Origin of the sequence: Formosa sejongensis (genome assembly GCF_033447105.1) — a bacterium.
Classification (GTDB): Bacteria; Bacteroidota; Bacteroidia; order Flavobacteriales; family Flavobacteriaceae; genus Formosa.
In genome coordinates, this window is record NZ_JAWQUN010000003.1 from 42,899 (window position 1) to 67,899 (window position 25,001).

Sequence of the window (25,001 nt, forward strand, 5' to 3'; positions counted from 1 at the left end):
TACGACTTAAAACCGTCAGGTAGTACAAAAGACCAAATTATATAATATGCCTACATTTTTATCCTTAAAAATTACCCTAGAGAAAATGTATTTTACCCCATTTATAACAAATTCTGCTTTTATTGGGTAGAAATAACCTTTTCATTGCTTTTAATTAAAAAAAAAACCACTAAATATAACAGTTTAACATTTACAAAAAAGTCACCAAAAACTAAATCTAATTAGTTTTTGATGACTTTTTCACGTTAAAACAAACCGTATATTTTAATTAAAACACACAAGAATTTATTTCGGGTTACACTTTTTTTAATTCGGTTTGCATACGTTCAGAAAACGGTTTTAACTCTTGTTGTGTTTTACCAGTAATATCTGAAAAGGACTGATTAAAATCTCCATTCACTACATTTAATTTTGTTTTCTTTTCGTCTTGTGTAAGAGTCCCAGCTTTAAAATCTTTCGTAACCGCCATATATTCTGAAACATAAGTGTTACGTGCTTTTAGTAATGATTTAGTTTGTGCTTTGTCCAAACTAAATTCTTTGTTGGCCGCGTCTACAAAATAATTAATCTTCTTTTCTTGCGTTTTATTTTGTGCAAAAGCACTAGAAAACGAACAGACTAACATTAGGATAAAAAGGATTTTTTTCATGTTTTACATTTTTTATATTAATTAATAATCACACTAATTGGCTTTACTTTTCTTTTGCCAAACTCTTACATAATCTATTTCAAAATCAACAATACCATCGTCTTTTTTACCTTCTGGACTGTTAAATTCTAGATCTTCTTTACTATCTGGTACACCGTGCCAAGGAAACGTTTCTTGATCTAACCAAATATGAATAGGATTAGTTATGACGTAACCTTTATCTACGTTCTTATTTTCTTTAGCATAAGCATCTATTTGCGCCGCTGTAGCTTGAGTAAACAATTCGCCATCTATATAATATTTTATCCCTGTTTCATCCCATTCGAAACCATATACATGAAAATCGTCTGCGACACGAAAGCCTAAATCGTGATGTTCAGTATACACACTTTTTCCTTTTTGTTCTGGACTCCAATCGTGAATAGACCACCAAAGCTCTCTGTCCTTATCTAATTTATTGGGCTGTCTATGATCGCCAAATTGCTCGAACATATCCAATTCTGTTCCGTTTCCGGTCGCCCAAAAAGAACTTGTAACTTCTGCATCTGCGGCTTTACTTCTAATTTCCATATACCCGTATTTAAAATCGTGTCTCCCAATAATACAGGCTGTTGTAATATTTTCAAATTTTACGGCAGAACCATCGTCTAAAGATTTATCTAAGGTTTCACTAAACGGAAAATCTGGTTCCCATCGTGTTTCCAACATTAACATCCCGTTATCTAATCTATAATTACGTCCCGAAAACTGCGAAGGCGCTCTACCAATCCACACTTTTTTATTCGGTTTATCTGGATGTTTATAAACAGGTTTTCCATTTTCAAACTTCCCTACGATATACCATTTATCTTCGTCTAAATCTTTTGAATTGAACTCATCGCTGATCTCCGTATTTAGCATCCATTCTCCTATGTTTTCTGAATCTGAAAATGGTAACACTTCAACTGATTTTACAGCCATTGTTTGCTTCGCTTCTACACCTTTCGTTTTACATCCTACAAGCATACCACAGGCCATCGAAAGCGTGAAAAATGAAAGCATTCTATTATTTGTTTTCATAAAAATCTATATCTATTGTTAGAAACTCTACCCTTTTTGCCAAACTCTTAAATATTCAATTTCAAAATCTACGGAACCATTATCTCCTAAATCCGCTTTAGAATCTGGAACACCATGCCATGGAAAGGTCTCTTGATCGAACCAAATTTTTATTGGTTTATCTATTACATAATTAGGATTTGAACCATTACCACCATTATGCTGACTATCGTCGTAGGCATTAATTTCTGCCACAGATACTTTACTAAACAATTCACCATCTACATAAATCTTAACGCCGTCTTCGCTCCAATCATATCCATAGACATGAAAGGCATCTGCGACTCTAAATCCTAAATCATGATTTTCTGTATAGGTTGTATTCCCACCACCTTCTGGAGACCAATCGTGAATAGACCACCATAATTCTCTATCTCTCCAAAGTTTATTTGTTTGTTTATGATCACCAAACATTTCAAAAAAGTCTAATTCTGTATTACCACCGGTGCCCCAAAATGAACTTGTAACTTCTGCATCTGCTGCTTTTGATTTTACTTCGAAATAACCATAAACAATCTCCTTTTTAGTAATAACTGCTGCTGTAGTAATGTTTTCGTACGCAGTGCCTTCTGCATCTACTTTTGGCGAAAAATTATATTCAGGTTCCCAACGGGTTTCTAATTTTAGTTTGCCATCTTCTAATCTTACATTTTCTGTTGAAAATTGAGAAGGCGCACGACCTACAAAATTAGACTGGTATACACCATCGCGACCTTGAACCAACCATTTACTCTCATCGATAACATCTCCCTCAAATTCGTCACTAATCTCTGTATTTAAGATCCAACCTCCCATATTTTTTTGATCAGATAAAGGATAATCGGAATTTACTGTTGGTATATCAATATCTCCGCCGTCATCTGTGGCATTAGAATCATCGTCTCCAGAACAATTAAAAATGAGTCCTGCGCATAAAGTCATGAATGCTACATTTAAAATTTTCTTTGTCGTTATTAATTTCACCATATTCTTAGTATTTATTAAATCTGCTATTAAACTCACATCTACATAAATGAAGGGTCTATTTTAGATTAAGAGAAAAGACCTATTACACATTTCGTAAAAACTAATCTTTAGAACCTTCATAACTTATGAAAAACCTACATTTTAGCTTAAAGATGTTTATGGATAACAAAAAAATAGAAAATCGGGATATACTTTAAAGCGAAACTTATCTTGTACATACACTATTTTACCTCCTTTAAAAGGGGTGAAAACAAAAAAACTACTTCTTATTAAAATAAGAAGTAGTTATATATAAGTAACGGAAATTAATCTGAATAGAAATTACAATTTATAGCGATATGCTTTAGGCGTAAGCCCCATAATCTGCTTAAACTGTTTATTAAAATTAGGAATGGACTTATATCCAACTTTATAACAGATCTCTGAAATCGGGCTATTTTCTTGAACCAACATACGAGATGCATTACGTATACGCACTTGATTTAAAAATTCGGTAAACGATTTATTAGTCATTTTTTTAAAGAAACGACAAAAAGAATTTGTAGTCATACAAGCGACTCCTGAGACATCTCCTAAATTAATATCGTTTTTATAATTATCAGAAATATATCGTATTACAGCATCTAAACGATCTGGGGATTCGTTTGAAAATTGACGCATATCTGTGGTAGATAATATTTTTTTATCTTCAATTAAGGATAATTTATACAGAATATTTAGTAATGTAATAGATTGCTCTGCTTTAGATAATAGTGGAAGACCAATCAATTCATCATGAAACAGATCACTTATATCTTTATTGAAATAAATACCATACTTAGATTGATCTAATAATTTCTTTATTTCAGAAAATTCAGGATTATCAAAAGTACCTTCACCCATAAAATTTTGGGTAAATTTTGTAATAATCGTATTTACCATTAAATCCGTATTATCATCATAATAGGCTTCATCATTTCTCCAAAGGTGAGGTAAATATGATCCTACCAGAACTAAATCTCCAGGATAAAATGGTGAAACATTATCGCCCACAAATCGTATTCCACTACTCTGTGAAATGTATAACAATTCAAATTCGGCATGATAATGCCATGCCTGATCTAAACAAGGGACATATCTCTTATAGATATTCACCCTTTTATTTACAAAATTTTCTGTGTTTTTTAAGACTAATTTCATTCGATATGTCTATTATAGTTTCAGTTGTCTTTTTACCCCTATTACAAGTTTATTAATAAAACATACAGCATAAATAACAAACAACCTATACTATATTACCCCAAAATAGAGTGCAAATATAACAGTTTTATAACACTATACTATCCAATTTAACGATTTTATAACGCATATATAGACAATTTAATAATTAAATGTTCTAATTTTTAAGATACCCATAATAACTCCTAAACGCAAAAAACAACTAAACACTGAATAACAGCACATTAACAAAACCAATAGACACCACACCTTAATAAGGTAATAATTGAGTTAGTTTCTCTCGAAACCTAATTAAAACATTCTCTATACTTCTAAATCAAAAATTATCTATACAACACGATTTAATCAATCTATTCAAATATTGAATTCTCAGAAATTCACTTAAATCATTTTTATTAATAAGAAATAAACCCAACATATTAACCACAGCAACAATAAAAGACACACTTTATTGTCAAAAATACAAAAAGAGATAAAAAACAGTTGACTTAAGGTAATTACAAAGAAACCAACAGTTTTAATATTCATTTTCTTTGATGCATAACTAATTCTAAAAAATTAAACATCATGAAAAAAATTTACTCAAGTATTTTTGTTGCCTTAGCAATGATTACTGTTGGACAAGCTCAAACCGTTGTTACCTTTGAAGCTGAATCGTACCATACTGCACCTGTAATAGAAAACATAGGAAACCACGCTGATTGGAATTCTAGTGGACCAGCTTGGCATACAGATAACGATTTAGCACAAATTGTTAACCTAAAAAGTAATTGGGCAAGATGTGTATACTCGGTTCCTTTTAAAGCTGAAGGCACTAAAAACACGGTAACGGCAAGAGTAACAACAAAATTAGGAGGTGACGACTCACCCTTTCAAGACGCAGAAGGGTTCTTATTAGTCGCATTTCAAGATACAGACGCTGCAACTGGAGCATCTAACAATACGAATAGAGATGGGGTTATTATTAAGTCTACAGCTGTCGCAGGGGATAAAGTATTTTTAGGCGTTCAAGGTAGTTCTGCTTTCGAAACAAATCCTTCAATTTCTCAAGCAGACAAGTCTACTTATGAAATAATTTTAGAAATTGAAGTTGGAGATTCTCCTGAAAATTCAAATTTAAGAACCCGTTTATCAAATTTAGAATCGGGAGAAACATCTGAAGTTGCCGAAGCAAAAGGAATAAACCAAGCGACATTTGATGCAATAAATGGTGATGGTGCTTACCTATTATTATATACATTTAATCCATTTCAAGGAGAAGACGGTACAGATTACCAAATTACGTCTCTGTATGTAAACGAAATTGTTTTAGATGTAATTGAATCGAGTACACTATCTGTTAAAAATGAAAAAATAGCAGACTTTAAATTGTACCCTAATCCTGTTAACAATGAATTACGTATTAACTCTATCTCACAAATTCAGAACGTAGAAATATTTGATTTATTAGGAAAATCTGTATTATCTCTAAATAATGTTCAAGATAAAGTAAATGTATCTTCTTTAAAAAGTGCATTATACATTGTTAGAATAACAACACAAAATGGTGTGTCGACTAAAAAATTCATAAAGAATTAAAACGAACAATTCCAAAAAGCCTCCTGTTTTAAAACTAAATAGGAGGCTTTTTTTATGGCAAATTATTCACGGTAAAAATCAAGACTAAACGCATACACTTTCTAATTAGAAAACAACAAACAACCATCTAACACAAAATAAGATTATGAAAACACAACTTTTAACCCTTGCCCTATTTACAATTAACATCATTCCTGTTTTTGCACAAACACCAATAAAACTAAGTAATAGCGAATATGGTTTTAACGAAGGTCCTGTTTGGGATCGCTCAGACAAAATCTATTTTTCAGATATTTCTAAAAGAAAAGTTTTTACGTATTCGGTAACAGACAACACTTTCGCAACGGCTTTCGACGTCCCTTCTCCAGCACGAACCAACGGCTTAATGTTTAATTCTAATCTAGACCTTATTGTCTGTGATTTTAGAGATGGAAATGTTACGAACCGAAATGTAGACGGAACCATTTTAAACACCTATACCAATATTCTAACTAACCCAAACGATTTATGTGTAGACAAAAAGAATGGCGTCTACGTTTCGAGTCCTGGAGATTTTAACAACAATCGCACTAAAGAAATTTATTATATTAATGCAGATGACAGCAATACAACTACCCTATTAGATGACTCTCTTGAGTTCCCTAACGGAATTCTAATATCTACCGATGGTAAACATTTATTCGTAACAGATTCTGGTAGTTATAATATTTTTAAATTCGATATAGACCCAGTAACTGCAGCCATAAGTAACAAATCTATATTTGCCACATTAAGCGACTTAGACGACACTGATACGAATTCTAGAGCAGATGGAATGGCACTAGACACCAAAGGGAATTTATATGTTGCAGCAAAAAAATCCATTCAAGTTTTTGACCCTACAGGTTCTAACATTAAAATTATAGATTTTGAAGAAAACCCTACCAATTGTACTTTTGGCGGTTCCTCTTTAAGCACTTTATTTGTTACCACACCTAATGATTTATATAAAATTGAAATGGAAGACGTTGTTGGATTTCAACATCCTTTTGATTTGCCTGAATCTGTTTTATCTGTGGACAATTTTAACACAACAAATCCAAACATTAAGGTTTTTCCGAATCCAACAAACAACCATGAAATTGAAGTCAGCGTAGGGAATCTGGAAATTAAAGACGTAGAATTATACAATACTTTAGGACAATATATTGGAGCTTACACCTTTTCAAAAACCAATAATAGCATTAAAATACATCTTGACTCCAACCTTAAGAAAGGCACCTATATATTAACGTTAAAAACTATAGACGGTCAAGTTAAAAGTAGTAAAGTTATGTTACAGTAGCACTTAAAAACAGTATTTAAAGACAAATACAACGCAACAAAAAGGAGATAAACTAAACATAGTTCATCTCCTTTTTTAGGCTTAAAAGCGACCTGATTTAACAACATAAAGTTTTGGATTGAAGCAGTATTATAACATGAGCAGCTAAACTAAATTCAAGTTAATACTAAACCCCAACACACTATAATTACATTTAAAAAAGCTAAATAACATCCCAACATACACCGGATTATTCCAAATAAAAACACCTTTTACGTCTACAGATCATAGTTCTAAACACCTGAATCTTTAACTAAACAAGTTACTTCAACAGTGTTTTTATCATGTAGCAGCATTCCTGTAAATCGCTAAAAAAAAATACAAGTCAAAACCCCTACTAATCAAAAAAACAAAAGACAACTAAAATAAGCCTTGTATCCATTTAGACTTTCAATAATTACACTAAATGTTATACCAACAAAAAAAGGTAAATAACATAAGTTATTTACCTTTTTACCCAATTAAAAAACAAGTGATACTCTAAAAATAATAAACTTAATTATAAACTTCTTCATTGGCTATACTTACAGTATAGTCTAAATCTAATGTTGTTCCATCTGCATAAACATTTGAAGCATTTAACACGCCAGTTCCCCATTCTTTACTACCTGTAAGCACATAATTTACAGTGTAATTTTCCATTATTACATTATCATCAGCATCTAAATCTCCCGATTCGCGGTCCTTAACAACACCCCAAGACACATTATATTCGGTATCTGTAGACGCGTCTTGAAAACCTAACATATCATAAGAATTCAATTGTACTTCGGCAACATACTCTACTGTTAGAGGTGTGTCTTTGTATACATTTATTTGATACAGCGCATTCGTACCCGTAATATTTGTGATTGCATATACGGGAACCAGTTCTATATTCGGTTCTTCAAAATTAGATTCCTCTTCGCAAGAAAACACTACCAAAACAAGGGCGAGAATGCTCGCTATTTTTAATATATTTTTCATTATCTGAATTTTATTTATTGATTATTCTTTACTAAACAACCTGAGTTTAATACAAAACTATCTTTTGCTTACGGTCTTACTTCTACAATTTTCAAAGAGAAATCGTCTAAATAAATTGTTTGTCTTGTTGAAAGCGCATTTGGATTATCTTCTTGACGAAATACCGTTGTTAACTTCATTTTCTCATCTATAGAAGGTAGGGTTACAATTTTCTTAACCTTAACCCATTGTCCTTTTGGAAGCGTAGACACATCCCAAACTAAATCTAATTCAGGCACCTTTTCTCCAAACGTTAAAAAGCTATCTAAATTACTAGCCGAATTTTGAAATACCATATAAGATACTTCGTAAGTTCCTGCTGGAATAATATCTATTAATCCAAGACCGTAAGAAAACAATTGATAGTTTTTGGTTAGACCTTCTACAGACATTTTCATACTCGCATTACCTTCAAAAGCACGCTCTTCAGTTCTTGACCAATTAGGATCTTCTGCAGTATTATTTTGCCCTACCCAAAAGGCACCATCTGGACCTGCATAGCCTCTATTTAATGCTGCATGTGCAACTTCGTAACTTGCCCAACTTCCGGATTTTAAAATATTACGACCAATATGCATGGTTACCATTTCTGGGCCAAAAGGTTGTAATTCTCTTTCGTCTGTAGATAAAATATTTCCCCCGTTATAGGTTACCGTAACCTCATCTGAATTATAAATAGAAGCTGATAATCTTAAATCTAAATAGGTAGCATCTGAACTACTTACTTTTGCACTTATTACAGGAATATCCTGACTAAATCCTGAGCTAACATTCTCTACATGAACTACAAAATTTGATTCTTCTCCGGTAAATGTTTTAAGTTCTCCATTCACTCTAAAAGAAATAACTTGAGAATCGTCTTCTGTAATATTTCCATCGAAAATAAAAGGTTTAGAAGATTGAATTACATTAATTTTTAAAGGAATTAATTTCGTTACATCATATTTAGGTAATTCATTAATTCTTGCAGATTTCATTTCACCTGCTAAATAGCTTCCTAACTTAAAGAACTTAATAGGTGCTACAACACCTCCTGTTTGATTTGGAACACCTTCTGAAACAAACCATGTTCTAGAATTAGGACGACCTATAGTTGTAAGGTCTTCAAAAACCAAAGTCGACCCCGCTTCAACATCTACAGAAGCCCATGAGTTTACATCATCTAAACTTGGCATATCTTCTGCAGTAATTTTTAGTATCTCTACACTATCTTTTAACACTCTAAATGCCGGCATAATATTCGCATACACATCGAATGTAAACGTGGTATCGATAACCCATAAATCACCTTCTTTAAACGAATTTAAGGTCCCTACACTTGAATGGTAACTTACTGGATTATTAAATGTATTATACAGTCTAACATTATTTTCTCCAGGGTTATTAAACAATACATTCGCTTTTTCAGTAGTTAGTTTAAGGCCTGCTTCTTCATTTATAAAATTACTTAAGGTATCTGTTTTATCGAATCCTTCGTTTAAGAAATTATTGCCTTCGTCTATAATCCATTCGTGACTAACAGTCCCTTGAGACAAATCAAAAAACGACATAAACGTATCTATATTTACACTTAATGGATTTTGAGCATTCTTATCTAAGCTAATAACCCATGACACATCAGACAATTCATCTGGGGCGGTATATTCTACATAATCATCATTTGAACAACTTGCTACGAACAGCAAAGCAAAAAAGATTAATGATATTCCTATATTTTTCATATTCATTGCTTTTTAATTAATTATTGGTATTTCTCTCAGCTACAGGAATTGGATAATATCCGTTAGTAGATTCTGAATAATTAGCTGCTGGTTTATCGTACTCATAATCTACAATTACTTGATCCTCGCCACTTGGCTGTAAGGATAGAGATGGATTATTAAAATTAGTTCTTGGTTGTCCTTCTGCATTTGTATACGAATAATCGACACCATAAAAAGACATATTAGACAACTCCTGTAAACGATCTGCAAAGCCGTAATTTTCTGATTTTTTCCATCTTTGAAAATCCAACCATCTAATACAGTGTCCTTCTGCTCCTGTTTCTAGAGGCTTATCTACATACATTAATTGATGCATTGCTGTATTTGCAGTATAAGACACATCATCGTAAGTACTAGACGCATCTGCACCAGACGTACCGTATAATACAAGTCCCCAACGTTTTCTAACTTGATTAATTAAATCTAATCCGCCTTGAACATTTCCCGTTTTAATTTTACATTCCGCTTGCATAAGTATTACATCTGCTAAACGATTTACGGTAACATTTTTACTTGATAAGGTTGCAGAACCGTTTGGCAATTCATTTTCAGCAGCTACAATATCATGATTTGAATATTTTTTCCACCAACCGAATCCCCAGTTTCTACCATTAAAACGCGTATAATCGCTTGTAGACACCAAATAATAATCTGTTTGCGTGTCTTCAACCATAGCCATCATAGCAGATGCTCTTAGTGGTACACTACGTTGTGTTTCTCCTTTTATAGGATCCATATAATAATTTCTACTATCTAAAGGATCCATTTGTTCGGTTTTATACGCATATGTAATCCAAGCTGGACCACTCGCTCCACGTGTACTCGTAGTTTGTTGGTTTAACCAGTTTGTACCTGAATCTCCATTCCATCTGTTTAAATCGATTTGAATAAAATCTTCAGTGAAACTAATTTCGAATATAGATTCGTTATTAAATTCGCCTGCTGTAGTAAATAATTTATCTTGATCGTAAACTAACTGATACCCTTGATTGTTTATTACATCGTCAAAATATATCATGGCTGTTGCATAATCTAAATCATACAAATAACTTGTTCCTAAAATAGTTGCTGCAGCTCCAGCAGTTACTCGACTTAAATCCCCACTAGGATATTCTCCTTTTTTATATAAATGTGAATACGCATATTCTAAATCTTCTCTAATAAAAGCGATTACTTCTGATGGAGAAGATACTGGTTTAGCAAAATCATCATTTGTTACAGCCACTTTATCACGAATTATTATGCTACCATTATTGTAGGTTGTGTATAAATAAAAGTGAAATAATCCTCTTAAAAATCGTGCTTGTGCCATTTGAGAATACCATTCTGCTCTATCGGTAGTTACATCTTCAATGCCTTCTAAACCTTCTATAACCTGATTGGCTCTAAAAACACCTTGATAATTTGTAAGCCATTTTTCACCTATTCTATTTGTACTTTCTGTATAGGTATGATTGTAAAAAGGTTCTGTCGCTTGTGGTACAGGACGTCCATAACCAGGATACCCCATATCTGAACGTTGCATTTCTTCAATCACATTTAGAATATATGGACTATGCAATGTTTTATAAACGGCATTAAGTCCCGCTCCTGTTTCATTTAAATTTCTCCAAAAATTATCTTTAGATATTTCGTTTGGATTTGTTTCGTTTAAAAATTCATTGTCTTGGCATGCAGTAAAAGCTCCTACTACAAACAAAACCATGGTATATTTAAAAATTATTCTTTTCATAATAATCTTGTATTAAAAATTAAAATTTAATCCTAAAAAGTAAGTTGCATATGTAGGTCCAGTTCCTTTATCCAAACCTTTTGCAGCGATACCACCACCAACTTCTGGATTATAACCTGAGTACTTTGTAAATGTTAAAGGGTTTTGAGCACTCACATAGAATCTTAAGCGATTTATATTCAGTTTTTCATTTACCTTTTTAGGTAAACTGTACCCAACAGTAGCCTGTCTTAATCTTATATAAGATCCATCTTCTAGAAACAAATCACTATATCCTATAAAGTTTCTATGGGTACGCATATCGCCTCTAAAGGCAGGAATTGATGTTTCTGGGTTGGCTTCGGACCATTGGTAGATTTGATCTTTATGACGACCAAAACCATATGCCCAAGCGTCGAAACCATTCATAATTTCCTGCCCAACAGCTGCATACCAGTTCATAGAGAAATCAAAATTTCTGTAGTCTGCAGAAAAATTAAGCCCAACTTCATATTCAGGTAACCCACTACCACTATAAATACGATCCTCGTCGGTTAAATCATTATCCCCATTTTGATCTATAAATCTGACATCTCCCATTCTAGCACCCTGATCAATTTTTTGATACTCCGCCAATTTTTCCTCTGTATCTATAATACCATCTGTCCTCCATAAAAAGAATGATGAAACTTCATGTCCAACAGCAAGTGCTGTTACTCGAGATTGATCTGGAGCTCTACCTACTAAACCAAAATCGTTTGTAAGCAAGAAGTTTGTATTGTTATTAATTTTAGTGATCTCGTTATCGTTTATAGAAAACGTTCCATTCACTCTCCATGTTACGTTACCTGTTTTAGCACGATAACCAATAGCTAGTTCTCCCCCATCATTTTTCATATTACCAACATTTAAGGTTACTGTTGCATTCGTACCTCCTCCTACAGATAATGGTAGAAATACAGGAAACAACATGTCTTCTTTACTTGCGCGATAATAGTCTGCAGTTAGTGTTAACTTGTTTTTAAAGAAACCTAAATCTATCCCAACATTTCCTGTTGTTGTGGTTTCCCATTTTAATAATTCGTTAGCTAAATCTGTTTGTATAGACCCTAAATTTAATGTTTCAGTATTCCCATTGTTTCCTATATAATTAATATTCTGAGTGATACCAGGAGAATATACATAAGAACCAATTCTATCATTACCTACCGAACCGTAAGACAACCTCAATCTAAAGTTGTTTACTTTTTGTTTTGCACCTTGCCAAAAAGGTTCATCAGATATATTCCATGCAAAGGCTATAGAAGGGAAAGTACCCCATTGATTATCTTCACCAAATTTAGAAGACCCATCTCTACGAATACTTGAACTTAAAATATAACGTTCTTTATAGCTGTATTGAATACGACCAATATTACCAATTCGAGTATCTATATAATCGAATCCTGAAGTGACACTCTGGTCTCCTGTTGCACCATCTAAAACAGTTATATCCGGGTTAGTAGCACCTAATCTCATAGCACTAAATGCTTCGTTTTTATATTTCTCGAACGTTGTAAATAATGTAAATGTTATTTTATTATTTTCATCTAATTGTTTATCATATATTAAACCCGCATCCACACTAAAAGAAGTTCTTAAACTACTGGTTCTACTAATATAACTACTTGTTGGCGTTGTTTGCACATTACCTTTATCACTTACTACTTCCTGATAAGGTCTGTATTCACTTCCGTAATTATTTGTAGCTGTAATACCAGAATTTACTTGCGCACTTAAACCATCGATAATTTCATATTTTAAATTCACAGATGCATTAGTTCTTAATGCTTTATTATCTTGTTCAGTTCTGATACTCTCTAACACCCAATTTAAACGATTTACATCACTACCATCTCCGCCTTCTAAAGAATCATAATAACCTGGATCTAATGCATTTTGAGTTGGATTGTAAACAATCGCTTGAGACACTAAATTACCTTGAGGAATATCTCTTTGATCTAGAGATAAACCAACACTAGTCTGAATTCTAAGTTTATCTTTTTCGTAAACGGTATTAGACCTTACGTTAAAACGTTCGTAAGCTGAATTAATTTGTAATCCATCCTGCTGAAAAAACCCTAGAGATACATTATAAGTAATATCGCTTGTACCACCGGATATGTTTGCATTATAATTCTGAGTAGGAGCAGATTCGTTAAAAATTAACTTATTCATATCTGTCTCGTTCTGATAATTATAAGCACTATTATTTAACACCAAACTATTACTAGCATCATCATCATATGCGCCCTCAATATTTCTTTGTGTTACAATATTAAAATACGTTTGCTCGACAGAATTCATTAACGGAATAGCCGAATCTCTAAATGCGACTCCGTAAGTTGCATTTAAACGGACTTGCAACGTACCTGCTTTACCTTGTTTTGTGGTGATAATAATTACACCTGTTGCGCCACGAGAACCATAAATAGCTGTAGATGCCGCATCTTTTAAAATATCAAGCGATGCTATATCTGAAGGCGGAATTCTAGGATCACCTTCTTGAACAATTCCATCTACCACATATAATGGTGTATTATCTGTTAAAGAGGTTATTCCTCTAATTAAAATTTCGGAATCTCCACCAGGCGTAGAAGATGTGATAACATTTACACCTGCAGCTTGCCCTTGTAAAGCGGCACCAAGATCTGATGTTACAATTTTTTCTAACTCTTCCCCTTTAACTTGATCTACAGCTCCTGTTAATTCTTTCTTGGACACCGTTCCGTAACCAATAACTATTACTTCATCTAATGCAGAAGCTTCTTCAACCATCGTAACATTTAATGTTTTCGATTTTATCTTTAAGGATTGTGTTGTCATTCCTAAATAACTAAACTTTAGGACTTCTCCTATTGAAGCTTCTAATGAATACACACCGTCAAAATCAGTAATTGCTCCCATACTCTTTCCGTTTTCTAAAAGCAAAACAGTAACCCCGGGTATTGGCACATCGTCTTCTCCCATAACAATTCCTGTAATTGTTTCTTTTTGTGCTTGGGCATAAAGACCGCAATGCAAAACAAAAAACAGTATCAGGACCATTTTACCCCTTAAACCTTTTACAGTTAATCTTTTTCTCAATTTCATTGGTTTGTTTATTTTATTAGCTTGTTTTAAAAAATCGAACCCCTTCTTTTGTGATAAAAATAGATTTATGTAATAAAACTATATTTTTTTTAAGGAATTCTTATTTTAACCTACTTGATACGGTGTAAAATTAAATTTTATAAACGTTAACATAATATTAATATTTACCTTTTACATACTCTATATTACCTCTATTTTACCTTGATTTATCGCTAAAACAAGAATAGACTAACACAAAATATTCACATCAGAATAGCCCTATAAAAGACTGTAATTCAGAGTTATTACATATGCACAAAAAATCATAACCAAACATATACGTTGTATAATTTGATGATTTATTAACAAAAAAATAGAAAAAAGAGGTTTGATATGGATAAAATAGTAGCTGTTTAATCGTTAAAAGTTTGATTGTAGAGATCCTTATATTCAGATTTTGTATCCAAATCTGCTTTATTTAACTGATAATCAATTTGTTTAATTTCATCTTTATCACGTATAAGAATTTGTTTCGCGCCTTTATCAGTATCCAGAAGAGATAGTTCTGAAAAATAGGATTTTCCAAAAATAACAGGCACTCCGAAGGTGTTGTTTTTATAAGCTGTTGCAATAATAGTATTCTGATTTGATTGAAAGATAGTAATCATCTCACTTAAATAAGACACGTCAATAAATGGCTGATCGGCTAAAACAATAAATACAGCATCTGTTTTCTTTGAAGTTTTTAGGATATGCTGGACACCACGCGCAATAGAACTTCCTAATCCCGATTTCCAATCCTTATTATTTAAAACAGTTACTGGATAATGATTTACTACAGAAAAAATATCATGATAATTTGCTCCTAAAACAAGAATCACTTTCTCCTGTTTCAATTGTAAAACAGTTTTAATAGTATGTTCTATTAAAGTATTCTCGCCCCATTTAAGCAATTGTTTAGGCTCCCCCATTCTAGAAGAAGCTCCTGCCGCCATAATTAAAATTGCAATGTTTTTTGGTTGAGACATGATCTATAAAATAATTTACTCGTGGATACTTCCCATTTTCTCTGAAAGTGAAACTGGTTTTTGTTTTCGGACAACGCTTAATATTTCTGCAATAATCGAAACAGCTATTTCTTGGGGTGTTTCTGCACCTATATTTAAACCTGTCGGACCGTAAACGACATCCAATACTGTTTCATTTTCAGTATCTAAATTAGATTCAATAAATTGATTTAGCAGTTTATCTCTACGTTTGGCAGGACCCAATAAACCCATATATATAGGTTTCGAGTTTTTTAATGTCAATAAATATTTAAGATCGTTTGCATAGCTGTGAGACATTAATACTACAGCAGTTTGATTATCTATAGTACAATTAAATGTCTCCGAAAAAAAAGTTTGAAAATCTGTAGCTCCGGGAAAACATGAAATAGATGTAAATGATAATGGTTCTGCAACAATCGTAACTTCCCAACCTGTAAGCGATGCATAATTACAAAGTTGAACGGCATCATGTTCCGTTCCAAAAATAATAAGTTTAAAACAGGGTTTCATCTGTTGCTTAAAAACACCCAACTCTTTGTTCTGAATTTGATCAAAATTTAAAGGTCTTGAGGACACCGGAAATTTATCATTATTAATTTTCAACCAAGAGCCAATATTACTTGTACAATCAATATCCGTGTTATAACACGAAAGAATATCGAAATGCGTTCTACTTTTATAACATTCATTAAGTTTAATTATAATGTCGTTTTCTAAACAAAAAGGTTCTATTAAAATATAAAGTAAACCTTCGCAGCCCAAACGATACCTACCATCGTAAGTCATCATTTTAGGCATTTGCGTTTTAAAAACAGTTTCTGCCTGTTTTTGAATTTCCTTTTCTACACATCCCCCACTTACAGCTCCAACAGATTTTCCGTTTTCCACAAACAACATGCGAACACCTGGTCTCCGATAAGACGATCCTTCTAAATGGACAACAGTAGCTAAAACAGTTTTCAGGTTTTTATCCCTACTCGCTATAAAGACATCTACTATTTTCTTAAACTCATGAGTCATAAAACAAATTTGAAAGTAATACGTTATTTTTTAAGGTAACAACATGTTTGAATTCACAAATAAAGATTACAAAAACCGTTTATTATGATTAATTTTTAACGTATTCTAAATTAGAATTACCATATAAATCCTGTCCTAAATATTATTATATGTTCATTTTTTTCATTGACAAAAAAACGAACCAAAAAAATCTAGGCTTACGAACTTTTATCTAAATTTTTCGTTCACTATCTAAATTTAAAGAACTCGCTACTAAAAATCAACTATATAGAAACATGCGTTTAGCTCAAACAGCTTTAAATTTTACGATACTTTCTCTTCAAATTTTACGATAAATTTTCGATAGGCCAACCCAAAATACAAAATTCAACTTATGTAGAAAAGTACCTCCCCCAGCACAAGTAATTCCATAAAGTCAGCAGCGGCAAATCTTTTTGTAAAAAGAGATTAATCGTTTAGGACGATATTGATATATAATCTATTCAAAATTTATTTTCTGTGGGCTACGTTTAATTGTTGTCCTAAATTGGTTATCAGTATACACGTTTATGAATAGTTATTTAGAAAAAATGAACGTCCTTAATTGAAGAAAACACAAATTAATCAATCATACTATGACAAGTTACCACTATTATCCTATCACATGTCATACTTTTTAAAATCCAACTGGAGATAAAATCCACCCTTTTATGTTTCAGAAATTTTATCGTCTTAGTGATTTTAGGATAACACTAAATTATCAGGTAAATTTTATTCATAAGAATATGGATAATGCTATAAGTCAAGTAATTAATTTTTAAATTATAAATCACCCAAAAATCTCCCGAACCTCCTCATAAACCCGATCAAAATTAAGCTCTATATCATCATCAGAATACACCTATTTTTGTTTAGGCACCCCTCTTTTAATATTCAGTAACATACACTGAACCTTATGATCGGTTCCATTTGCAAACACTACAAAAACCAGCAAGGTATTGATTTATGAATACGCAACATTAATTTCCCCTAATGTCTGCTCCCATGTACGCGTAGTTTTATCTCAGGCATATTGGTCGTTACCATAAAGAGTAAAGCTTACCAAATGGGCTCCAACTATTTTTAAATTACCAAAATCACATGTTAATAAGCTTTAGTAGAGCTATCTATCACTTTAAAATGATTTCTATTGATTTGTTGATTATCTATATATTTAAACTTATAACCCCTAAAAGATTAAATATTCGAAAACATTGATTTATAAAAAAAGGAAATTAATTGCTAAAATTAATCTATATTAAAAAACTTTTCTATTCATATTTCTATATTTGATTAGAAAAGTTTTAATTTTTAAATAATTTAAATTAAGCTAGAAAAATTATGTTTTTGTATTTAACAAGAATAGTTCACCTTTGTTTTTTTAGTAAACTATTCTCGTACATATGGAGTTAAATGTAATTGCAAAAAACAGTAATAAAGAGGTTCTAAATAGTATTATATCTAAAATAAAAGATATTATTAATGATAAAAATTTAGAGCCTGGAGAAAAACTACCTTCTGAACGGGTATTGTCGGAAAGATTTGGAGTAAGTAGAAGTATTATCAGGCTAGCTATCCAAAAATTAGAATTATATGGATTATTAAAATCTAGACCTCAAAGTGGAACATTTGTGGCTGATATTGGGGCAATTGGCAGAAATGGAATGATAGAAAGTATTTTACGATTAAAAAATGCTGAATTTAAATCTTTGGTTGAAACTAGGATTTTGTTAGAATTAAAAACTGCAGGATTAGCTGCTTCAAGAAGATCAGATGAGGATTTAAACCAAATTAAAAAAGCACTCGATTCCTATTGCGATAAAGTATTGAAGGGTGAAGAAGCTGTTGAAGAAGATTTATTATTTCATTTAGCAATAGCAGAGGCCAGTGATAATAGCACACTAAATAGCTTAATGCTAATAATCATCCCTGAAATCATTACTAATTTTGAAAAACTTCACGTTTGTGATGGAAATCCATCAGCTTTAACAATACAAGAGCATACAGATATTTACGAGGCCATTAAAAATAAAGACGCATCACTTGCAAAACAAAAAATGAAAGACCATTTTAAAATGTTATATAATTATTGCTATGATGAAAAAGAAGAATGATAAAAATTCATATGTTCTTGGAATTAATAATTTAAAAGTCATAGTGTATCATTCCATTTTAAAATAAATAATATAAATGTGTAGGCTTCCCTAAAAACAGTACGCTTATACCTCTTTTAATACTAAGAGATATTCTTCTTTAACCACTTTAAAAAATAAGTACTGCAAATACTTATAAAATGATTTTAAATCAGAAACCATCTAAAACAACCTTTTTTAGAAGTCATTATAGATGGTTTTTATAATTTAATCCAACGTATTAGTCAACGTATACTTGAACTTATTCTTCAATTAATTTTGACAACATTTTCGCCGCAACTTCAGCAGTAATATCTCGTTGTGGCGACCCGAACATTTCGTAACCCACCATGAATTTTTTAACCGTAGCGCTTCTTAATAAAGGTGGATAAAAACTCATATGCCAATGCCAATGGCTATTATCTTCGCCATTAGTTGGTGCTTGATGAATACCACTAGAATACGGAAATGAGGTATTAAAAAGCTTGTCGTAAGCCTTAGTTATTACCGAAATAGCTTCGGCAAAAAGTAACGATTCGTTAGCTTCTAAATCAAGAATACTTTTTTGGTGTCTTTTAGGCACAATCATTGTCTCGAATGGCCAAACTGCCCAAAACGGTATCAACACTACAAAGGCATCATTCTCGAAAATTATACGTTCTTTTTCTTTAAATTCTTGTGTAAGATAATCACCTAAAAGACTACTCTTGTTTTTGTTGTAATAGTTTAATTGGTGTGTGTTTTTCTTTTCAACTTCATTAGGCAAAGTAGATTGACTCCAGATTTGACCATGTGGATGCGGATTACTACAGCCCATTACAGCGCCTTTATTTTCAAAAATTTGCACGTAGTTTATGGTATCCTTTTCTCCAAGCTCTTTATATTCATGTTGCCATGCCGAAACCACTTTCTCTATTGATTCTGGAGACATATCTGCCAAACTTTTTGAATGATCGGGACTAAAACAAATCACTTTACAAATACCTGTTTCACTCTGGGCTTGCAACAACCCATCGTTAATATTAAATGCTTTTGAATCGTTTTGAAGTGCTGCAAAATCGTTTGTAAACACAAAAACATCTTTATAATCAGGATTTATTTCACCATTAATCCTTGTATTTCCAGCACATAAATAACACGAAGGATCGTGTGATGGTCGTATCTCTTTAGAGATTTCTTCATTTTGTCCTTGCCATGGTCTTTTAGCTCTATGTGGTGATACTAAAACCCATTCTCCTGTAAGGATATTAAAACGTTTATGCGAATAATCTTGTAAGTCCGTTTTCATTTTTAATGGTTTAATTCGTTAATTATATGAGTACCATCAGAAAGTTTTACTTCGTAAATAGAGCACTCTGTATTAAATTTAGTTTTATAAGCTTCAGTAATGTAATCTTTAAAAGCAGGTACCTCAGATTTTGCAATCAAATTAATCGTGCAGCCGCCAAAACCACCGCCCATCATTCTAGAGCCTAAAATATTGGGGTTCGACTTTGTTTCTGCAACTAAAAAATCTAATTCTTCACAGCTTACTTTATATTGATTTTGCAAACCGTCATGAGAAGCATAGATAAGTTTTCCTAATGTTTTTAAATCGTCTGCTTGCATAGCTTTAGATGCTTGTATTGCGCGTTCATTTTCTTGAATTACAAAAAGTGCTTTCTGGTAGTTTTCTGCTGTGATTTTTTCTTTTATTGATTCTAAATCAAATTCGGTAGCATCTCTTAACGCTTTAATGTTTAGTAGTTCCGAAACAGATTCACAAACCGAACGTCTATCATTATAAGCACTGTCTGATAGACTATGTTTTACATTGGTGTTTATTAGAAAGAGTTCGTAATCCTTAAAATCAATTTTAAAAGGCGTTGCTTTTACAGTTCTACAATCAAGAAGTAAAGCATGATCTTCAATCCCAAACATACTCGCATACTGGTCCATAATTCCACATTTTACACCAACATAATTATGTTCTGCTTTTTGAGAAATTAAAATCATATCGTGTTTTGTAAGACCTAAACTAAATAATTCGTTTAAACCGTAAACGACACTATTTTCTAATGCCGCAGACGAAGACATTCCTGCACCGCCTGGTATATCGCCTCCAAAAGCGATATTAAAATTTCCTATCGTTTTATTTCTATTCTGGATCTCTGAAACCACTCCTAAAATATAGTTTTGCCAACATCCCTTATTTAAAGGTTTTAGATTATCTAATGAGAATGTTATACTTTCAGTTTTATCTACTGCAAAAGCGCTTGAACTATTTGTATCGCTTTTCTGAATAGCCGCTACAATACCTTTATTAACAGCAGCAGGAAACACAAAACCATCATTATAATCTGTGTGTTCTCCTATAATATTAATTCTTCCTGGCGAAAAAATCAAGATTGGTTCTACTTTAAAGTTATTTAAAAAACTTGTTTTAACGGTATTAATTAATGTCGTATTCATGTCTTTGTTACTTAAATTATTATAATGAATTCCTAAGAATTAAGGTGTTTATGTTTTCTATTTGTAAGTGCTCATTATTTAAAATCATTTGAGCCAAACGTTCTCCCATATGATTAAAATCTGTTGAAATGGTTGTAATACCTCCTTCTACAATTTCCTTTAAAAGTGTATCGTTATAAGAAATAATTCCTACATCCTTTGAAAGCGTGTAATCCTTACTTTTCATCCCTTTTATAATGCGTAATAAATTTTTGTCGTCTGGAATAACATAGACTTCACCTTTAGAGATTACTCTATCTTTTAAAGACTTGATTACTTCATATTTCAATCCATTTGCTTTGCAAAATTTCACAAACCCTTTTCGCATTCCTAAAGGTTGATTGTCTTCCGAAAAGTGTAAAATTATGGTGTCGTAGTTCTGAATAAGATGTAAAGCTTCGGTAAGATTGGTGAAGATATCTTTTTCAAAATTTTGATAAATTGCGGCGTATTGTGACAATTCAGGATGTGTCTGATCTAAAATGTACACCTTTTCCTTTGGTAATTTTTCAATAACCAATTCAGTGTTTTTTAAATTGGCAGGCATAATAACGTAGTAGTTATACAATCCAATATTTTCATAAATTAACTTACTAAAAATGTCTTCATTGAAATGATGAAAATAAATATCTACTCGAATATTACTGTTTAGATTACTTATAAACGAGTTATATAAATCTTCTTTAAACGAGTTTAATTCGTCAAACAGCAAGAATACTTTCTGGCTCACATCTATACTATCATTTAAAACATAATATCCTTTTCCGACAATAGATTGAATAATACCCCTTGCTTTTAATTCATTGAAAGCTGTTAGCACAGTATCTCTAGAGAGTTTATGTACATCTCTAATATTATTAATTGAAGGCAATTGGTCTCCCTTTTTTAAATCGCCGGAGATTATAGCATCTTCAATAGATTCTATAATTTGCTTGTACTTAGGTACACCTGTATTCTTTTTTATGTTAATAACACCCATAATACAAAGGTAAATAAAATTCATAAACAAACTAGTAGGTACTAGTATGTTTTTTAAATTATTTTCATATATTTGAATTATTATTTTACAAATACATAATATTAACAAACTAAAACTAACAAATTAACAAACCACAATTATGACTAATGGATTTGAATTTTGGGATTACTTCGTATTTATAGCTTATGCTATACTTATTTTAGGAGTTGGACTATGGGTTTCTAGAGATAAGGATGGCCATGAAAAGAATGCTGAAGATTACTTTTTAGCGAGTAAATCGTTACCATGGTGGGCTATAGGAACCTCTTTAATTGCAGCCAATATTTCTGCAGAACAGTTTATTGGAATGTCTGGATCTGGTTTTGCCTTAGGATTAGCAATCGCTTCTTACGAATGGATGGCCGCAATAACCTTAATTATTGTTGGTAAATATTTTCTGCCAATTTTTATTGAAAAAGGATTATATACCATCCCTGAGTTTGTAGAAAAGCGTTTTTCTACAAATCTAAAGACTATTCTTGCGGTGTTCTGGATTGCACTCTATGTATTCGTAAATCTAGCTTCAGTATTATATTTAGGAGGTTTAGCCATTGAAACTATAATGGGTGTAGATATGATGACGGCTATTATATGTTTAGCACTTTTTGCTGCAGCCTACTCCATTTACGGTGGTCTATCGGCTGTAGCTTGGACCGATGTTATACAAGTAGTCTTCCTTGTTTTAGGAGGTTTAGTAACAACATATTTGGCTTTAAATACAGTTTCTGGAGGAGAAGGCATGATAGCAGGATTCTCTAAGGTAATGGATGCTGCTCCTGATAAATTCCACATGATATTAGATGAATTTAATACTAACGGCACTTCGAATGTCAATTACTTAAACTTACCAGGTGTTTGGGTATTACTTGGTGGATTATGGGTCGCAAATTTTTATTATTGGGGCTTTAACCAATATATTATTCAAAGAACATTAGCCGCAAAATCTTTAGAAGAATCTCAAAAAGGTATTCTTTTAGCGGCTGGATTAAAAATTATAATTCCATTAATAGTAGTTATACCCGGCATTGCTGCATACGTTATGGTAAATGATCCTGAAATTATGGCTGGTTTAGGTGAAGCTGGACAATTAAGTTTACCGTCTACAGGGCAAGCCGATAAAGCTTACCCTTGGCTATTACAGTTTTTACCAACAGGACTTAAAGGAGTTGCTTTTGCAGCATTAGCAGCAGCTATAGTGTCTTCTTTAGCATCGATGTTAAATTCAACATCTACCATCTTTACGATGGATATTTATAAGCAATACATCAATAAAAATGCGAGTAGTAAAACCACAGTAAATGTGGGGCGTATTTCTGCTGCTGTAGCCTTAATTATAGCGGTTATTATGGCACCATTATTAGGCGGTATCGACCAAGCTTTTCAATTTATTCAAGAATGGACAGGTATAGTAAGCCCGGGAATATTAGCGGTGTTTATGTTAGGTTTATTCTGGAAGAAGACCACGAATAATGCAGCAATATGGGGCGCACTTTTATCTATTCCTATTGCATTAGCTCTTAAGTTTATTCCTATTACTGGTTTAGAACCATGGATGCACCAAATGGGATTAACAGCTGTACTTAGTATGCTTGTTATTGTGGTGTTAAGCCACCTTCAAAATAAAGGAGCAGATGATGCGAAAGGAATTAATTTAACTAATAAATTATTTAAAACTTCCCCCCTATTTAATATAGGTTCATTCATTGTCTGCATTTTAGTCGCTACTTTATATTGCATTTTTTGGTAAATACAATTTCAATTCTAATACAAAATTAAACGAGATATGAAACATAAAATTATAGTAACAGGAGGATTAGGATTTATTGGTTCTCATGTTGTAGTAGAACTACAAAACGAAGGATTTGAAGTGGTTATTATTGATGATCTTTCAAATTCTACAGAAGACGTTTTGAATGGTATAACATCCATTACGGGACAAAAACCAGTATTCGAAAAATTAAATTTACGTAATAAAACAGGTGTTATAGATTTCTTTAAACGTCATCATGATGTTATTGGAGTTATCCATTTTGCTGCGTCTAAAGCCGTAGGCGAAAGCGTTAAACTCCCTTTGTTATATTATGAAAACAATTTGAATTCGTTAATTTATATTTTACAAGAATTATATAAAAAAGATACAGCAAACTTTATTTTTAGTTCGTCTTGTACGGTTTATGGTCAAGCAGACACACTTCCTATAACAGAATCTGAAGCTATAAAAAACGCAGAATCTCCTTACGGAAACACCAAACAAATTGGAGAAGAAATTATACAAGATACCTGTAAAGTTTCAAAAAACTTAAAAGCAATTGCGCTTCGTTATTTTAACCCTATTGGAGCACATGAATCGGCAAAAATTGGTGAACTACCAATTGGAACACCTCAAAACCTAGTGCCGTTTATTACACAAACAGGGATTGGATTAAGAGACCAATTATCTGTATTTGGAGATGATTATCCAACCGAAGACGGAACATGTATTCGTGATTATATTCATGTGGTCGATTTAGCTAAAGCTCACGTTGCAGCTCTTAAAAGACTTATTAATAATAAAAACGATGATAATTATGAAGTCTTTAATATTGGGACAGGTAAGGGGTCGTCTGTTTTAGAAGTGATTTCAGCTTTCGAGGATGTATCTAAGCAGAAATTAAATTATAAAATAGTTGAACGAAGACAAGGTGATGTTGTTGCTGCATATGCCGACACTACCAAAGCAAATGATGTTTTAGGGTGGAACGCAAAATTGAATTTAAAAGACGCCCTTTCTTCGGCTTGGAAGTGGGAACAAAAAATAAGAAACAACTAATTT

The 25,001-nt window shown here is 32.3% G+C and carries 18 protein-coding genes; 5 read left to right on the plus strand and 13 right to left on the minus strand.

Annotated elements, in window-relative coordinates; all coding sequences use genetic code 11:
* Window positions 1-295: 295 nt before the first annotated feature.
* The 4 genes from R6X41_RS04505 to R6X41_RS04520 all read right to left on the minus strand — a co-directional run bounded on the left by R6X41_RS04505 (window position 296) and on the right by R6X41_RS04520 (window position 3,892).
* Window positions 296-649 (minus strand): hypothetical protein, encoded by a 354-nt coding sequence (locus R6X41_RS04505; protein ID WP_318497855.1) that lies wholly within the window; start codon window positions 647-649, stop codon window positions 296-298.
* 33 nt (window positions 650-682) lie between these two features.
* Window positions 683-1,708 carry a family 16 glycosylhydrolase gene (locus R6X41_RS04510; protein ID WP_318497857.1) on the minus strand — a complete coding sequence of 342 codons (1,026 nt, stop codon included), beginning with the start codon at window positions 1,706-1,708 and terminating at the stop codon, window positions 683-685.
* A 27-nt stretch (window positions 1,709-1,735) separates the two neighbouring features.
* The gene (locus R6X41_RS04515) at window positions 1,736-2,668 is read right to left on the minus strand and encodes a family 16 glycosylhydrolase (RefSeq protein ID WP_318497859.1); all 933 of its coding nucleotides are present in this window, start codon (window positions 2,666-2,668) and stop codon (window positions 1,736-1,738) included.
* Window positions 2,669-3,034: 366 nt separating this feature from the next.
* Window positions 3,035-3,892, minus strand: coding sequence for an AraC family transcriptional regulator (locus tag R6X41_RS04520; RefSeq protein ID WP_318497861.1), 858 nt, complete (start codon window positions 3,890-3,892; stop codon window positions 3,035-3,037).
* 606 nt (window positions 3,893-4,498) lie between these two features.
* On the opposite strand from R6X41_RS04520, the gene R6X41_RS04525 reads away from it, so the two are divergent.
* Both R6X41_RS04525 and R6X41_RS04530 read left to right on the plus strand, forming a co-directional pair.
* A complete protein-coding gene (locus tag R6X41_RS04525) occupies window positions 4,499-5,509 on the plus strand; it encodes a T9SS type A sorting domain-containing protein (RefSeq protein ID WP_318497863.1) in 1,011 nt (336 codons plus the stop codon).
* Between the two features lie 145 nt (window positions 5,510-5,654).
* Entirely contained in the window at window positions 5,655-6,833 is a 1,179-nt protein-coding gene (locus R6X41_RS04530) for an SMP-30/gluconolactonase/LRE family protein (RefSeq protein ID WP_318497865.1), read from the plus strand.
* A gap of 534 nt (window positions 6,834-7,367) precedes the next feature.
* Here R6X41_RS04530 and R6X41_RS04535 read toward each other — a convergent pair.
* The 6 genes from R6X41_RS04535 to R6X41_RS04560 form a co-directional block, all read right to left on the minus strand.
* Window positions 7,368-7,838, minus strand: coding sequence for a hypothetical protein (locus R6X41_RS04535; protein ID WP_318497867.1), 471 nt, complete (start codon window positions 7,836-7,838; stop codon window positions 7,368-7,370).
* A 68-nt stretch (window positions 7,839-7,906) separates the two neighbouring features.
* Window positions 7,907-9,598: a hypothetical protein gene (locus R6X41_RS04540; RefSeq protein WP_318497869.1), complete on the minus strand. Its 1,692-nt coding sequence runs from the start codon at window positions 9,596-9,598 to the stop codon at window positions 7,907-7,909.
* A gap of 16 nt (window positions 9,599-9,614) precedes the next feature.
* The gene (locus R6X41_RS04545; protein ID WP_318497870.1) at window positions 9,615-11,372 is read right to left on the minus strand and encodes a RagB/SusD family nutrient uptake outer membrane protein; all 1,758 of its coding nucleotides are present in this window, start codon (window positions 11,370-11,372) and stop codon (window positions 9,615-9,617) included.
* A gap of 12 nt (window positions 11,373-11,384) precedes the next feature.
* Entirely contained in the window at window positions 11,385-14,483 is a 3,099-nt protein-coding gene (locus R6X41_RS04550) for a SusC/RagA family TonB-linked outer membrane protein (protein ID WP_318497872.1), read from the minus strand.
* Between the two features lie 392 nt (window positions 14,484-14,875).
* Window positions 14,876-15,490 carry a nucleotidyltransferase family protein gene (locus R6X41_RS04555; protein ID WP_318497874.1) on the minus strand — a complete coding sequence of 205 codons (615 nt, stop codon included), beginning with the start codon at window positions 15,488-15,490 and terminating at the stop codon, window positions 14,876-14,878.
* A gap of 15 nt (window positions 15,491-15,505) precedes the next feature.
* Window positions 15,506-16,531: an XdhC family protein gene (locus tag R6X41_RS04560; RefSeq protein WP_318497876.1), complete on the minus strand. Its 1,026-nt coding sequence runs from the start codon at window positions 16,529-16,531 to the stop codon at window positions 15,506-15,508.
* 1,421 nt (window positions 16,532-17,952) lie between these two features.
* Here R6X41_RS04560 and R6X41_RS04565 point away from each other — a divergent pair.
* Window positions 17,953-18,663, plus strand: a complete 711-nt coding sequence (locus R6X41_RS04565; RefSeq protein WP_318497878.1) for a FadR/GntR family transcriptional regulator — start codon at window positions 17,953-17,955, stop codon at window positions 18,661-18,663.
* 280 nt (window positions 18,664-18,943) lie between these two features.
* Here R6X41_RS04565 and R6X41_RS04570 read toward each other — a convergent pair whose 3' ends face one another.
* The 3 genes from R6X41_RS04570 to R6X41_RS04580 are packed head-to-tail and all read right to left on the minus strand — an operon-like array spanning window position 18,944 to window position 22,174.
* Entirely contained in the window at window positions 18,944-19,969 is a 1,026-nt protein-coding gene (locus R6X41_RS04570) for a UDP-glucose--hexose-1-phosphate uridylyltransferase (protein ID WP_318497880.1), read from the minus strand.
* A 2-nt stretch (window positions 19,970-19,971) separates the two neighbouring features.
* Window positions 19,972-21,132, minus strand: a complete 1,161-nt coding sequence (gene galK / locus R6X41_RS04575) for a galactokinase (RefSeq protein ID WP_318497882.1) — start codon at window positions 21,130-21,132, stop codon at window positions 19,972-19,974.
* A gap of 19 nt (window positions 21,133-21,151) precedes the next feature.
* Window positions 21,152-22,174: a GntR family transcriptional regulator gene (locus tag R6X41_RS04580; RefSeq protein ID WP_318497884.1), complete on the minus strand. Its 1,023-nt coding sequence runs from the start codon at window positions 22,172-22,174 to the stop codon at window positions 21,152-21,154.
* A 115-nt stretch (window positions 22,175-22,289) separates the two neighbouring features.
* Here R6X41_RS04580 and R6X41_RS04585 point away from each other — a divergent pair, with 115 nt between their 5' ends.
* Both R6X41_RS04585 and galE read left to right on the plus strand, forming a co-directional pair.
* The gene (locus R6X41_RS04585) at window positions 22,290-23,936 is read left to right on the plus strand and encodes a sodium/sugar symporter (RefSeq protein ID WP_318497885.1); all 1,647 of its coding nucleotides are present in this window, start codon (window positions 22,290-22,292) and stop codon (window positions 23,934-23,936) included.
* Between the two features lie 36 nt (window positions 23,937-23,972).
* A complete protein-coding gene (gene galE, locus R6X41_RS04590; protein ID WP_318497887.1) occupies window positions 23,973-24,998 on the plus strand; it encodes a UDP-glucose 4-epimerase GalE in 1,026 nt (341 codons plus the stop codon).
* Window positions 24,999-25,001 lie beyond the last annotated feature (3 nt).

Bases quoted from the DNA above. Each gene is read 5' to 3' on its own strand.
- R6X41_RS04505 (WP_318497855.1), bottom strand. From the start codon at position 649: ATGAAAAAAATCCTTTTTATCCTAATGTTAGTCTGTTCGTTTTCTAGT.
- R6X41_RS04510 (WP_318497857.1), bottom strand. From the start codon at position 1,708: ATGAAAACAAATAATAGAATGCTTTCATTTTTCACGCTTTCGATGGCC.
- R6X41_RS04515 (WP_318497859.1), bottom strand. From the start codon at position 2,668: ATGACTTTATGCGCAGGACTCATTTTTAATTGTTCTGGAGACGATGAT.
- R6X41_RS04520 (WP_318497861.1), bottom strand. From the start codon at position 3,892: ATGAAATTAGTCTTAAAAAACACAGAAAATTTTGTAAATAAAAGGGTG.
- R6X41_RS04525 (WP_318497863.1), top strand. From the start codon at position 4,499: ATGAAAAAAATTTACTCAAGTATTTTTGTTGCCTTAGCAATGATTACT.
- R6X41_RS04530 (WP_318497865.1), top strand. From the start codon at position 5,655: ATGAAAACACAACTTTTAACCCTTGCCCTATTTACAATTAACATCATT.
- R6X41_RS04535 (WP_318497867.1), bottom strand. From the start codon at position 7,838: ATGAAAAATATATTAAAAATAGCGAGCATTCTCGCCCTTGTTTTGGTA.
- R6X41_RS04540 (WP_318497869.1), bottom strand. From the start codon at position 9,598: ATGAAAAATATAGGAATATCATTAATCTTTTTTGCTTTGCTGTTCGTA.
- R6X41_RS04545 (WP_318497870.1), bottom strand. From the start codon at position 11,372: ATGAAAAGAATAATTTTTAAATATACCATGGTTTTGTTTGTAGTAGGA.
- R6X41_RS04550 (WP_318497872.1), bottom strand. From the start codon at position 14,483: ATGAAATTGAGAAAAAGATTAACTGTAAAAGGTTTAAGGGGTAAAATG.
- R6X41_RS04555 (WP_318497874.1), bottom strand. From the start codon at position 15,490: ATGTCTCAACCAAAAAACATTGCAATTTTAATTATGGCGGCAGGAGCT.
- R6X41_RS04560 (WP_318497876.1), bottom strand. From the start codon at position 16,531: ATGACTCATGAGTTTAAGAAAATAGTAGATGTCTTTATAGCGAGTAGG.
- R6X41_RS04565 (WP_318497878.1), top strand. From the start codon at position 17,953: ATGGAGTTAAATGTAATTGCAAAAAACAGTAATAAAGAGGTTCTAAAT.
- R6X41_RS04570 (WP_318497880.1), bottom strand. From the start codon at position 19,969: ATGAAAACGGACTTACAAGATTATTCGCATAAACGTTTTAATATCCTT.
- galK (WP_318497882.1), bottom strand. From the start codon at position 21,132: ATGAATACGACATTAATTAATACCGTTAAAACAAGTTTTTTAAATAAC.
- R6X41_RS04580 (WP_318497884.1), bottom strand. From the start codon at position 22,174: ATGAATTTTATTTACCTTTGTATTATGGGTGTTATTAACATAAAAAAG.
- R6X41_RS04585 (WP_318497885.1), top strand. From the start codon at position 22,290: ATGACTAATGGATTTGAATTTTGGGATTACTTCGTATTTATAGCTTAT.
- galE (WP_318497887.1), top strand. From the start codon at position 23,973: ATGAAACATAAAATTATAGTAACAGGAGGATTAGGATTTATTGGTTCT.